Below are 13,710 nucleotides of genomic sequence, written 5' to 3' on the forward strand. Positions count from 1 at the left end.
TTACCGTCTGGATCTGTTACAGTCTTACCTGTGAACTCGTATCCTGGGATTGACTTGTTAGGGGTTGTTCCTTCTTCTTGCGGTGCAATTGGAAGACCTGTTTCTTCGTCAACATGGTTTGTTACAACCTTCTTAGCAGGTGTTTCTACTTTGCGGTAGATGTGAGTTGTGTTACCGTCTGGATCTGTTACAGTCTTACCTGTGAACTCGTATCCTGGGATTGACTTGTTAGGGGTTGTTCCTTCTTCTTGCGGTGCAATTGGAAGACCTGTTTCTTCGTCAACGTGGTTTGTTACAACCTTCTTAGCAGGTGTTTCTACTTTACGGTAAACGTATGTTACTTCAGTTGTCTTACCACCTACAACAGTACCTGTTTCTGAACCTTCCACACGAACAAGCTCATAAGTTGTACCATCTTCTGTAGTGATAGTGTTTGGCTTGTTGTCTGTTGTGTTGTACTCAGAACCTGGTTTAGCGTTTGTTTCATCGTTTACAGGTGTCTTAATAGGCGTACCGTCTTCAGTGATGTAGTTCACTACAACGTTACCAGCTTTTTCATAAACATAGGTAACTTCTGTTGTACCCTCTGTAACTTTTCCAGTTTCAGGAGCTGATCCAGCTTTCACCTCATCCTTCGGCAAGATATAGTAAACTTCACCAGTTGTATCGTCAATGATTTTCTCTGGTTTGTTATCTCTTGTATCATATGCCGTACCAGTATCTGTTACTTTTGTATCTGTAACATCTTTAGCAATTGGGTTGCCTGCTGTATCTTCATAATGAACAACAACATCACCTTGTACCAACTCGTACACATATGTTACAGTTGTTGTACCTGGTGTAACAGTACCTGTTTCATTTGAAGGAACTGCAGATGGAACAAGTTTGTAGATTTTACCGTCTGCTGTTGTGATGGTATTTGGACGGAGGTCAGTTGTATCGTAATTAGTACCTGTAGATGTTTCTGGAGTGTCTTCTACAGTGCTTGCTGTTTCTTTACCAGCATCAGTTACACCTGAAATTGGGTTACCATTTTCATCCACATAGTTAACAATAACGTTACCTTTCACTTCTTTGTAGACGTAAGTTACTTCTGTTGTCTTACCTGCTTCAACTGCACCAGTTGGAGCATCACCTGAAGCCAAGTTGCTGTCTGCTGCTACTGTACCAACTGGGTAGTCACCTGCTGGAACAAGTTTGTAGGTCTTACCATCTTTTGCAACAATTGTATCTGGACGGTTGTCCACAAGTGTATCGTAGTTAGAACCTGGTTGTCCGTTTTCAACATCCAATACATCTGCCTGGATTTCAGTACCATTTACATCTACATAGTTAACATTGACAGAGCCTGCTTTTTCGTATACGTACTTAACTGTTGTTGTTCCTTCTACTACATCTCCTGTTTCTGCTGCTGAGTCCGATGCAACTTCTTTGTAGTAGTATACTGTTCCGTCTGCTGCTGTAATCTTAGCTGGTTTCTTGTCTAGCGTTGTGTACGCTGTTCCTACTGAACTGTTTGGTGTGTCTTCTACAGTTGTTTTGTTTTCTGTTTCTGTTCCTGAAATTGGATTTCCTTCTGTATCATAGTATTCTACTACTACATTTCCTTTTACTTCTTCGTAGATGTATGTTACTTCGATTGTTTCTCCAGCTTCTACATCACCTGTTTCGTTACCTTTTGTTTTCGCCGGTACTCGTTTGTATACTTTTCCATCTGCTGTTGTGATTGTTTCTTCTATTTTATCTGTTGTTGTGTAGTCATCTGCTGGGTTATTTTTATCTCCAGGTTTTCCATTTTCTACATCTTTCACCGGATCTTTTAATGGCGTTCCATCTTCTAGTTCGTATTTAACTATTACATTTCCTGCTTTTTCGTATACGTACGTTACTTCTGTTGTTCCTTCAACTACTGTACCAGTTTCTTTAGTTGCATCTTCTGGTTTGATTTCCTTGTAGTAGTAAACATCACCAGTCGCATCTTCAACGATTTTCTCTGGTACACGGTCAGCAGTAGAGTACTCTGTACCTACAAGAGCATCGTTTGTATCAACAACAGGAGAGGCAATCACTTTACCGTCTGTGTTTACATAGTTCACAACAACATCGCCATACTTAGGATTTTCTTTGTAGTAAACTACTTCGTTGATGTCTGCGTCAGTTGCAGTTACAGTCTTATCCTTGACTGTTTCTGTCATTGGCGCATCAGCACCTTCAAGAGTTGTACGGCTTGCTGTATAGCCTGAAACTTCTGGAAGAACATTTCCTTTAAGTGTATCTGTTGTATCTGCTACCCAGTCACCGTAAGTAATCTCACCAGTTACAAGGTTTACTTGAGCTGGACGAGTGAAGGTTACAGTTTCAGTCTTAACAAGTGGTGTACCTTCTGTTGAACCTTTTGGCAATACATTACCTGCAGCATCTACAAGAACTGGTGTACCATCTTCATACTTGTACTCAACTGTACGAGTAACTTCTTGAGTTGCTTCCAAGTTTTTAAGAGTGTCTGGCCATACTGGTGAGTTTGGATCTGTTGGATCTACAGGCTCACCTGGTACAGCAGTCTTAGGAACATCAACGACACGAGGTTTGATGACAACAAGGAATTCTTGTTTCACAGCTGTATCGTAGTCATAGTCTTGACCAGCGGCTGTTGTGAAGTTGTCAGATACAAGCTCATAACCCTTTTGTTTATACTTGTTAATAGTATCTGTCGTTGAATAATTGATATCTGTACCTGGGTTACCTGTCAAGGTACCTGAATCTTCCAAGAAGTCTGTCGCACCTTCAACTTGGTAGCGGATGATAGCTTCTTGTGGAACTGGTGTATAAATGTGAGTTGTTTCAGAAACAGTTTGGGCATTGTTATTCAAACTGATAGTATGGTGAATCCCATTCCAAGATTTTGGACGTACACCAAGATCTTGATCACCTCCCCACCCACTCGTATCAACCGTCGAACCATCATTCTTACGAGTATCATATTCAAAGGTTATTCGCGATGCGTTACCTAGGGCTTCTGGGCGAAGACGAGCAAATGCTAGTGTACCATCTTGTTTCTCGTTAAATTTGATATGGAACCACTGGCTTGTTGAAGTCAAGGTACTGAAATCAAGCTCTGCTGGATCTGTAATCAAAGTACCACGAACTGGAGTTGGTTGCTTATCCCCTTCTTTGTCTGGATAAATCTTCTCTGTTGAAGCATCTACACGATAAACTTCATAGCCAGATGTTAGTAGAGAAGGAAGAAGCTTCAAGTTTGTATTCACTGTACCAACTGGCATGTCATCTGTTACCAAGATTGGTAGGAATCCATCTAGATTAGTATCTGTAAAACTCTGTGTACCTGTGTAGTTCGGATCTGCTATGTAGTATGTTTTCTTAATAGTTCCATCTGTACCCACAGCTTCAACGATAGTCTTGAACTGTACACCACTTGTAGCAAAACGAGTTACTTCAACGTATGGCTCTGATGGAACTAGAACGACGTTAGATGTTGTTGTTGTCGTTTCTTTGTAAGTATAACCCGCAAACTCTCTCTTTTCAGACGGTGTTGTATTCAAGTCTGGTGTTGTTAACACCGTATAGGTAGCTAGTTGTTGACCATCCTCTGTCTTGTAGACAGTCGTATTAGTGGTTGGTCGGATTAACTTTTGACTGACAGCACTCATTGTGTTGTAAGCCCATTGAATACGAACAACACCGAACATATCTTTCGAATCATAGTCTGGATCATATGTGTAGACAAATGGATAGCCTGCACCATGTGTAGTCTTGAAGTAATCAAAATCTACAGCTGTGTTTGGTTCAACTTTCTTAGTTTCAACAACTGTTCCGTCGTTTGCAACCAACTCTACCAAGAGCTTGCCGTAAAGATCGGTTGGGTTAACAGATGTACGGAAGTAAGCACCACCTGTTGATTGCCCACCATTTTCTTTAAATGGTGAATATTTATGTGCAACAGCATCAAAATATGCAACAGGTGTATATTGAATTGTCAAATAATCTGCAACTTCAGTAGCTTTAAGGGACCCACTAACTTTTGATGTTACAGCTGCACCGTTTGGATCGGACATATCTGGAGTTGCAGTTGTACCTGTTTCGATAAGGATACCTTCCGCATCACCCACATTTTTTAAATTTGTAGATGATGTTGCAAGTACTACTTGGATATCTTCAGTTCCCAAGAATTTACGCAATTCCAAGGCCAAGGCTTCTACGTTTGAACGAACAGCATTGATTTGTGCATTAACAGTTTCAAGAGTTGTTACTGAGTCTTTCAAGACTTTAGTTGCTTCACTCGCTGCTAATTTTGTTGCGTTAGCCGCTGTTTTCAATGCAGTATTATCGCTATCAGATGTAGCAACAAGGCGGTCAGCTTCATCAGACAAAACTTCAGCTTCTGAGATGTTTTGCTCAAGAACTACTTTAGCTTCAGCAACAGGTGTTTGCGCTGCTGCAGTTTTAGTAGTTGTTGAAGTTGTTGCTGGAGTTGTTGCTGATGTAGTAGCTGTTGTCGCTACTGCTTTCTTAACAACTTTCACTGCTACAAGGTTTTCAGCACCTTCTGTTACTTCTTGTGAAGTTGTTTCTACTTGACCTTCAGCCAATTCATAGCCTTCTGGTAGTTCTGCTACTACTTCAACTGTTGTTTTAGCAGTTGCATCTGTTGTAGTAACTGTAGTTGATTTCACTACTGCGTTTACAAGGGTGCCATCTTCTAGCACATAGTTCACGATGTAGTTGATGGTTGCTGAACGTTCTGTAGCTGCTACTTCTTTAGGTGTAGCTGCTGGTGCTGTTGTAGACGCTACTGTTTCGGTAGCTGCTGTCTCAACAGTGGTTACTGGCACAACTTCTGAGCTAGCCTGTGTCGAAGATGTCGCCGTTGTAGAAGCTATCGCTTCTGATGAAGCAGCTGTCTCTTCCGCTTTTACTGCTTGTCCGCCTGCACCCAGTGCCAAGGACATACCAAGCAATACGCTGGCTGCTCCAAAATGGTATTTACGAATCGAGAAATGTTGTCTCGTTCCATACCAGTCAAATGATTTTTTCTTTGCCTTACGCATAGAATCCTCCCAAAAAAAATATTCTTGTCAGACAGATAAGAAAACGCCAATTCCAAACGTAATCTTAATGATGCCGTCTTAGTCTTGTTCTAAATTACTTAACTTCTTATGACTCAGCGATAATTGTTTATCTTCAATGAATCTATATAGGGGAAAATTCAAATGGATACTGCTGTTTCACAAGAGTCAAGTAACTTAGAACAAGACTGTTCGAATCACGCCCTGCCTTGAACTAGCCCTAATGAAGGACTACGTACTAGAATACCATACCCCCCCCTTATTTGCAAGTAATTTGACATGAATGTGTGCTTTTCTATATTAACCCTACTTATTTATAGTAACTTTTCTACAAAACAACGTTCTATTAAGCGCTTCTAAAATGACGTTCAGGAGACAAGAAAAGAGAGTCAACTGACCCTCTCCACACTATTTGGTTTTTTCAACCTTCAAGATTTTCACTTCATAGCTTCCAGCAGGTGTTTCAATCACTGTAACATCTCCTGTTTTCTTACCGATCAAGGCATGACCGATTGGGCTTTCATTAGAGATCTTGTTGGCAAAGGCATCTGCACCTGCAGCACCAACGATGTGGTAAACTTCTTCTTCTGTTTCGCCAGTTTCTTGAACCGTAACAGTCTTACCGATAGCTACCTCGTCTGCTGCTACAGCGTCGCTGTTGACAATCTCAGCATAGCGAATCTTTGTTTCGATAATCTTAATTTGACCTTCTACAAAAGCCTGCTCATCCTTGGCTGCCTCATACTCAGAGTTTTCTGAGAGGTCGCCATAGGAACGAGCGATTTTAATACGCTCTACGATTTCTGGACGACGGACAAGCTTTAGCTCTTCCAATTCTTTTTCTAATTTTTCTTTTTCATCCAAGGTCATTGGATAAGTTTTTTCTGCCATTTTCATTTCCTTTTCTTTTGTCTTTATTTTTCATGAAAACAAAATTATGTGGAAATCCACATAATTTTGTAATACATTTACTAAATTATTCTAGATGGGCATTGACGTATTGGGCAACGTTTTGATCATGCTCTTCTTGTGTTTGTGCAAAATAAACAGTACCAGTTGTAACATCTGCCACAAAGTATAGGTAGTCCGTTTTATTGGCATTGAGCACGGCCTCAATCGCTGATACGCTTGGGCTGTCCACTGGTCCAGGCATCAAACCTGGGGTCCAGTAGATATTATATGGAGATTCGATAGAAGTGTCAATTGCTGCGTCTTCAGCAAGGGTTGTTTCCTGTCCTAGTTTGCCTTCTGCGTAGAGAATAGCAATATTGGACTGGAGAGGCATGTCCACGTTGAGACGGTTAATAAAGACGCTTGCAATATTACGGCGGTCTTCATCTGTAGAGCCTTCTTTTTCAACCAATGAAGCCAATGTCAAGACTTCGTTGACAGTAAGGTTCTTGGCAGCAATCGTTTCATAGTAGGGTTGCAGACGGTTATCCATAGCTGCAATCATCTGCTCAACTAGCTCTTCGATGGTCGTATCATCAGCATACTCGTAGACAGCCGGGAAGAGGTAGCCTTCCAATTGATAAAGAACACCGCTATCTACTCCTGGTAGGCTAGCAAATAGTTGTGGGTAGGCAGCTACCATCCGATTGATGAAATCTGGATTGGTCACTGTCGCCATAAACTCTTCTGATGTGAATGGTGTCTTATCGTTCTTATCTTCTGTCTTGGTATTATTGGTAATAGCCTGTGAGATTTGAGTCAGTGTATAACCTTCGACGATCAAGATTTTACCTGCCGGCTCTTTCTGAGGAGTCGGAGTCCCACTTTCTTGTAGGGCTTTTGCAATTTCGTCAACCGACATGCTTTGCTTCAAATTATAATAACCACTTTGGAAGTTATTGTAGCTCTTGATTTTTGAATAGTAATTAAAGACCGTAGCATTCTTCACCAGCTGGTTGTCTACCAAAATCTTACCGATCTCTAAAGTTGAAGAACCTTCTGGAATTTCAACCTGTACAGCTTCAGTTGCTTTTGCATTCACAGGCTCTAAGCTGGATTTGATCCACATATAACCTGCGATTCCAGTCACAACTACCACTACTAGAATCAAGGACATGATTACCGATACGATACGCTTGGCTGCCTTGTCTTGTTTCTTGCGGCGTTGAAGACTGCTCTTATTCGATAGATTCTTCCTAGATGGCAAGGCTGCTGCAACTACTGGCTGAGCTGACTCTTCCGCAGGCGCTTCATCATTGATCTTTGAAGCTAGAAGGGTATCTTCTAGGGAGATGATTTCTGTATCACCTGTCACTGCTGAAACATCTTCTACTGGAAAATCAACAAATGTCTCTTCTAAGCTGGGTTCAACTTCTGCTTCTGGAGTCGCAACTGGTGATGGTTCATTTTCAAAACCAGTCGTATTCGCCGCAACCAATCTTCTCAACTCTTCCAGATTACGTTCGACTGTATCTTGGGTCACGGGAGACGCAGTTGGTACTTCTTCTTTCTCGACAACAAAATCTTCCGTCTCAGCAATAGGCTCTGATGGGATGATTTCCTCAACCTCTTCTTCAAGATTTTCTGGACCTTCCTCTGCCAAATAAGTCTCCGGATAAGTCATTTCTCCAGCTTGAATGGTTTCACTTTGGCTAACTGGTTCAGCAGGGAATTCTATTTGCTGGTCAACCTTCACTTGGTTTGGTTGTTCCGTCTGACCCTTGATGGCCTGGTCTGCCAAACGTTTTAATTTCAATTCTTCCAAATCCCGCAAAATCTGATCGCGAAAACTTGAAGACTGCGTGTTATTTTCATTCGTATCCTTTGTCACGCTATCGCTCCTTTCACACAGTTACTATACATTATATCTCAAAGGCCTAGGAAATGCAAGAAATTCCCTTTATATCAAGCTTTCCAATACATATCATACCAGGTTTTTCCTCCAAACTGAGATTGTGAAGGGCCCTGGTCTTCAAATTGATTGATTTGGTAATACTTGATCAGGCTCTCCTTACAGGTCAGGGCAATTCCTTGATAGTTGCCTTGAACAGCTACTTCTTTTAGACCCGCAAGCAAGAGGGTGCCTACTCCCTGTCCTTGATAGTTGGGAGCTACTGATAGGCTGGCTATAGCCAGGTGCTGACCTATCGGCAACTGGCCAGACTCCAGATAGAAAATTTCATCTGTAACTGTGGCAGAAGCCCATGGACTGGCCAGGACAAAGCCTGCTAATTGGCCCGCTTCTTCCATGACCAAGCAAGTCTGCGACACCTCTTTTAAAAAGGTTTCCAGAACCTGCTCCGAAATTCGTTCTTCTTTGGAAAAATTAGCAGTTTCAAGTTCAAAAACCTGGTCTAGATCCGATAATCGAGCAAAACGAATCTCCATAAACATCCCCCTATATAGCGGAAAAACAGGGGCCAGAGGCCTCCGTCTTTCTTCTTATTGAACATTATTTGTCAAGCTAGAAAGCAATCTTTCAAAAGAATACTCATAAGATTGAATATCTCCAGCCCCCATAAATACATAGACTGCATTGTCATGATCTAAAAGCGGTGAGGTATTTTCCACAGTGACCAGACCACCTTTTTTGTTGATTTTAGCTGCCAAATCTTCTACCTTGACCTGACCATTGTCTGTTTCACGCGCAGAACCGTAAATCTGTGCCAAGTAAACAGCATCAGCTCCATTCAAGGCTTCCGCAAACTCATCCAAAAGGGCGATGGTACGCGTAAAGGTATGTGGTTGGAAAATAGCCACCAACTCTTTGCTTGGATACTTCTGACGAGCAGCATCAATCGTTGCAATGATTTCTGTTGGATGGTGGGCAAAGTCGTCAATGATGACTGTATCATTAACAACCTTCTCTGTAAAGCGGCGTTTAACACCTGCAAAGGTCTTCAAGTGCTCAGCAACCAAGCTCAAATCAAAGCCAGCAATGTAAAGATTTGCAATCACTGCTGTAGCATTCATGACATTGTGTTTACCAAAGGTTGGAATTTGGAATTCTCCCAATTCTTGTTCCTTGTAGCGCACCTTAAACTGTGAACCAGTCGTCGATGGTTTCAAATCATAGGCTACAAAGTCATTACCTGAACCTGTACCATAGTAGTAGATTGGGGCATTGGCCGTAATACGACGCAACTGCTCATCTTCACCATAGACGAAGAGGCCTTTTTTGACTTGTTTAGCATAATCGTTAAAGGCGTTAAAAACATCTTCTAGGCTAGTAAAATAATCTGGGTGATCAAAGTCAATGTTGGTGATAATGCTGTACTCAGGATAATAAGGAGCAAAATGGCGCTCATACTCATCAGACTCAAAGACAAAATACTGGGCATTGGCTGAGCCACGACCTGTTCCATCCCCAATCAAGAAAGAGGTGTCTGTAATATTGCGCATAACATGAGCTAAAAGACCTGTCGTCGATGTCTTACCATGAGCTCCTGCTACACCAAGGCTAGTAAAACCTTTCATGAATTCACCCAAGAACTCATGGTAGCGTTTGTAGCTAAAGCCTTGTGCATCAGCAAATGCAATCTCCACATTATTATCTGGACGAAAGGCATTCCCTGCAATCAATTCCACATCAGCCGTAATATTTTTCTCATCGAAGGGCAGAATCTCAATACCAGCTTGTTCCAAGCCACGTTGGGTGAAGTAGTATTTCTCTACATCACTTCCCTGAACCTTATAGCCCATTTGGTGCAACATCAGTGCCAAGGCACTCATGCCTGATCCTTTAATCCCGATAAAATGATAGGTTTTTGTCATACTAGTCCTCTTCTATAGTTGTTAAATTCAATTCCTGGGCAATGCGACGCTCTCTCTGTTGCTGACGCTCAGGATAGTTGTAAACCTGACTTTTCTTCAAAAAGTCATAGGAATTTTTGATAATCGGCTGCTCTTGGTCTCTATCCTCCTTTTTCAAGGAATAAACCGCAGGAATATCTGCCAAGATATAGTCTGTTTGACGGAGCTTATCTGCCAGATGAGACAAGGTGTCTACTTTTACCTCAGGTGCAGGACTGGCTGCTGACTTGACAAAAACCTTGGCCGGTGTTGGTTTTTCATCTCTCAGGTAAGTTGCGGACCGTTTCTTCTTCAAATCTTCACGAGCAGTCTCACGCGCTAGTTGACCCTGAGTCTTAACCTGAGTAGGTTTGGCTTGGGGATATTGTTGCAAACGCTCTCTCCGCGAATAATGACTTGATTTGGCCTCAAAAAGCGGAGGCAGGAGATCATCATCCAGCTCTCCTCGACCACTTGTCGAGCCTTGCTTAGGCTGGCTGCTTGGTTCCCAGGCAAAGTCTTTTTCTTGATAGGGCCCCTTGATATTACTAATCAAGTCGCTTTCATCATATAAACTCATAATTGGATTTACTCCAACTAGCACTTCATTATCAGCTACTAGCGGAAATCTTTTCTCTTTTCTAATCATAAGTTAGTCCTTTCGAAACTCTATTATACCATACTTGAGCAGTATTTGCCTAATTCTATGCTGGATGATAGGAATCCTATTCCCTGCTTCGTCTTTAAAAGTGCCTCTCCCTTACGTCCTTTCGCACCAGCTTTTTTGCCACAAAAAAATCCGAACAAGTCGGATTTTTCATTATTTTTCAGATACTTGTTTGGCCAAGGCAAAGTTTCCAAGTGTTGCTGAACCATTTTCAGCAACTGCAGGGGTTACAATGTACTCTTTGACATCTGGTGTTGGAAGGTAATCATTCATGAGGCCGACAAATTTCTCACGTACACGATTGAGCATATGTTCTTGGGCCATAACCCCACCACCAAATACAATGACTTGTGGACGATATAGCAGAGTTGCTTGAACAGCTGCTTGAGCGATGTAATAGGCTTGAACATCCCAGACATCTGAGTTAAGTTCGATCAATTCTCCACGGATGCCAGTACGGCCCTCAAGTGAAGGACCTGCAGCCAAGCCTTCCAAACAGCCATTGTGGAAGGGACATACGCCGTTGAACTCGTGCTTGACATCATATGGATGGAGAGCAACATAGGTATGACCTGCTTCCGTATGGCCCAAACCACCGATAAACTCACCGTTTTGGATAGCACCAGCACCGATACCTGTGCCGATGGTGTAATAAACCAAGCTCTTAACACCTTTACGAACCAAGGTTTCACCATAGGCAGATGAGTTAACATCTGTCGTGAAATAGAACGGAATATTGAATTCCTTGGCAATCAAACCAAGCAAATCAATGTTTGACCAGTGTGGTTTTGGAGTAGAGGTAATATAGCCATAGGTCTGTGAATTTTGATCAATATCAATCGGACCAAATGAACCAATGGCAATACCTGCCAAACGGTCTTCATAACGCTTGAAAAATTCAACTGTACGTTCAATAGTTTCATAAGGTGTTGTCGTTGGAAATTGTGTTTTTTCAATTACTTGGAAATTCTCATCACCAACCGCACAAACAAACTTCGTTCCACCAGCTTCAAGGCTTCCGTATAATTTTGTCATGAATTTTCTCCCTTTTTGTTTTTTTCATTATACCATAGATAGAAATAGAAGAAAAAGGCTTACCGCCTTTTTCCTAGATATATTATTTCTAGGCTCTCATCTTACTTTCAGTACTAGGCAACGAGCCGCAGGCATAACTCAATGCTCTCTTATTTTGAGGCATTGAGTTGAAACAGTCTCCCAGACTGTTTCAATCATCCAAAGCGAGTTAACGAAGTAATGAAAGTAAAGAGGAGGTCTAGAATTATTTTGCAACTTTCAAGAAGGCTTCCCCGTGAGCGATTGGTCCCTCAGCAAGTGGTGAAACTTCTGTGAAGTCTGCTGTGTTTGTCACGATGATCATAGTTGTATCATCAAGACCAGCTTCAGCAATTTTCGCTGCATCGAATTTAGCAAGTGGCGTACCAGCTTTCACCTTGTCACCAGCTGCAACCAATTTTTCAAATCCGTTACCGTTCATTGATACTGTGTCAATACCGATGTGGATCAAGATTTCTGCACCTGAAGCTGTTTTCAAACCATAGGCATGACCTGTTTCAAAAGCGATTGTTACTTCTGCATCTGCTGGTGCGTAAACAACACCGTCAGTTGGCTTAACTGCCAAACCTTTACCCATAGCTCCTGAAGAGAAGACTGGGTCATTAACATTTTCAAGGGCAACTACGTCACCTGAAAGTGGAGATACAAGAGTTTCTTCAGCTACAAGTCCTGTCTCTGCTTCTTCAAGCGTTTTTGCTGTTTCTTGTGCTGAAGCATTAGGCTTTTTTACGTCTTTCTCCTCATCTTCATAACCGAAGAAGTAAGTCAAAGCGAAACCAAGTGCAAATGATACTGCTACCATAAGGATATATTGGAAGAATTGTCCGTTACCTGCGTACAAAGTCATACCTGGGATGATTGTAACACCCATACCTGTACCAGCAAGACCAAGGATCGATGCGAAAGCACCGCCGATAGCACCAGCAATCAATGAAAGAAGGAATGGCTTACGGAAACGCAAGTTAACACCGAAGATAGCTGGCTCAGTAATACCAAGGAAGGCAGAAAGAGCTGCTGGGAAAGCAAGAGCTTTCAATTTAGGATTCTTCGTTTTAACACCAACCGCTACTGTAGCAGCACCTTGTGCTGTCATCGCTGCAGTGATGATAGCGTTGAATGGGTTAGCACCAGTGTTTGCTACCAATTGAGCTTCCAAGAAGTTGAAGATATGGTGAACACCTGATACAACGATAACTTGGTGAACACCACCGATAAGGAGACCACCAAGACCCATTGGCAAGTTCAAAATAGCTTGTGTACCAGCCAAGATGTAGTTTTCAACCACGTGGAAGACTGGACCAATCACAAAGAGACCAAGGATTGACATAACAAACAAGGTAATGAATGGTGTTACCAAGAGGTCAAGAACTTCTGGAACTACCTTGCGGACTGCTTTCTCAAATTTAGCACCAATCAAACCGATGATGAAGGCTGGCAATACTGAACCTTGCAAACCTACAACTGGGATGAAACCAAAGAAAATAGTTGGTTTCACATCGCCACCTGATGCTACAACCCAAGCATTTGGTAATTGACCAGCAATAAGCATCATACCAAGTACAATACCGATTGTTTGGTTCCCACCAAATACGCGGAATGTTGACCATACTACCAAGGCTGGTAATACGATGAAGGCTGTATCTGTCAAGATTTGTGAGTAAACGTTCAAATCTTCAGGAAGTGTGTAACCAAGCGCTCCAAGAAGACCACGAAGACCCATGAAAAGACCAGTTGCTACGATAGCAGGGATGATTGGAACGAATACGTCACCGAAAGTACGGATGGCACGTTGGAAAGCATTTCCTTGAGCTGCTGCTTCTGCTTTTTGCTCACCAGTTGTAGCAGTTGGCAAACCAAGGGCAACAACTTCATCGTAGATCTTGTTAACTGTACCAGTACCAAAGATGATTTGGTATTGACCAGAGTTGAAGAAAGCACCTTGTACTTTTTCGATATTTTCGACTGTATCCTTGTCGATTTTTCCTTCGTCAACAACCATGACACGAAGGCGAGTCGCACAGTGGGCAACACTACGTACGTTCTCACGTCCGCCAAGGGCGTCAATGACTTTTTTTGCAATTTCAGTATTGTTCATCTTGCAAAAATCTCCTTATATTTTTTCTTTATTGAAAGTGTTTTCAC

The 13,710-nt window shown here is 42.1% G+C and carries 8 protein-coding genes; all 8 read right to left on the reverse strand.

Features of this window, described 5'->3' with window-relative positions:
* Window positions 1–5,066: MucBP domain-containing protein (locus tag C1G53_RS07730; protein ID WP_153046677.1), on the reverse strand; the 5,066-nt coding region annotated here is incomplete at its 3' end.
* A 426-nt stretch (window positions 5,067–5,492) separates the two neighbouring features.
* Complete coding sequence (gene greA, locus C1G53_RS07735; protein ID WP_105118260.1) at window positions 5,493–5,975, reverse strand: transcription elongation factor GreA; 483 nt, start codon at window positions 5,973–5,975, stop codon at window positions 5,493–5,495.
* 85 nt (window positions 5,976–6,060) lie between these two features.
* A complete protein-coding gene (mltG, locus tag C1G53_RS07740; RefSeq protein WP_105118261.1) occupies window positions 6,061–7,866 on the reverse strand; it encodes an endolytic transglycosylase MltG in 1,806 nt (601 codons plus the stop codon).
* A 74-nt stretch (window positions 7,867–7,940) separates the two neighbouring features.
* Window positions 7,941–8,423 (reverse strand): GNAT family N-acetyltransferase, encoded by a 483-nt coding sequence (locus tag C1G53_RS07745; RefSeq protein ID WP_105118262.1) that lies wholly within the window; start codon window positions 8,421–8,423, stop codon window positions 7,941–7,943.
* Window positions 8,424–8,477: 54 nt separating this feature from the next.
* Complete coding sequence (gene murC, locus C1G53_RS07750) at window positions 8,478–9,809, reverse strand: UDP-N-acetylmuramate--L-alanine ligase (protein WP_105118263.1); 1,332 nt, start codon at window positions 9,807–9,809, stop codon at window positions 8,478–8,480.
* A gap of 1 nt (window position 9,810) precedes the next feature.
* A complete protein-coding gene (locus tag C1G53_RS07755; protein WP_105118264.1) occupies window positions 9,811–10,476 on the reverse strand; it encodes a hypothetical protein in 666 nt (221 codons plus the stop codon).
* Window positions 10,477–10,647: 171 nt separating this feature from the next.
* Complete coding sequence (gene scrK, locus C1G53_RS07760; protein WP_105118265.1) at window positions 10,648–11,529, reverse strand: fructokinase ScrK; 882 nt, start codon at window positions 11,527–11,529, stop codon at window positions 10,648–10,650.
* Between the two features lie 244 nt (window positions 11,530–11,773).
* Window positions 11,774–13,663 carry a sucrose-specific PTS transporter subunit IIBC gene (locus C1G53_RS07765; RefSeq protein ID WP_105118266.1) on the reverse strand — a complete coding sequence of 630 codons (1,890 nt, stop codon included), beginning with the start codon at window positions 13,661–13,663 and terminating at the stop codon, window positions 11,774–11,776.
* Window positions 13,664–13,710 lie beyond the last annotated feature (47 nt).

Origin of the sequence: Streptococcus suis (assembly GCF_002960445.1) — a bacterium.
Lineage (GTDB): Bacteria > Bacillota > Bacilli > Lactobacillales > Streptococcaceae > Streptococcus > Streptococcus hyiners.

Bases quoted from the DNA above. Each gene is read 5' to 3' on its own strand.
- C1G53_RS07745 (WP_105118262.1), bottom strand. From the start codon at position 8,423: ATGGAGATTCGTTTTGCTCGATTATCGGATCTAGACCAGGTTTTTGAA.
- scrK (WP_105118265.1), bottom strand. From the start codon at position 11,529: ATGACAAAATTATACGGAAGCCTTGAAGCTGGTGGAACGAAGTTTGTT.
- C1G53_RS07765 (WP_105118266.1), bottom strand. From the start codon at position 13,663: ATGAACAATACTGAAATTGCAAAAAAAGTCATTGACGCCCTTGGCGGA.
- greA (WP_105118260.1), bottom strand. From the start codon at position 5,975: ATGGCAGAAAAAACTTATCCAATGACCTTGGATGAAAAAGAAAAATTA.
- C1G53_RS07755 (WP_105118264.1), bottom strand. From the start codon at position 10,476: ATGATTAGAAAAGAGAAAAGATTTCCGCTAGTAGCTGATAATGAAGTG.
- murC (WP_105118263.1), bottom strand. From the start codon at position 9,809: ATGACAAAAACCTATCATTTTATCGGGATTAAAGGATCAGGCATGAGT.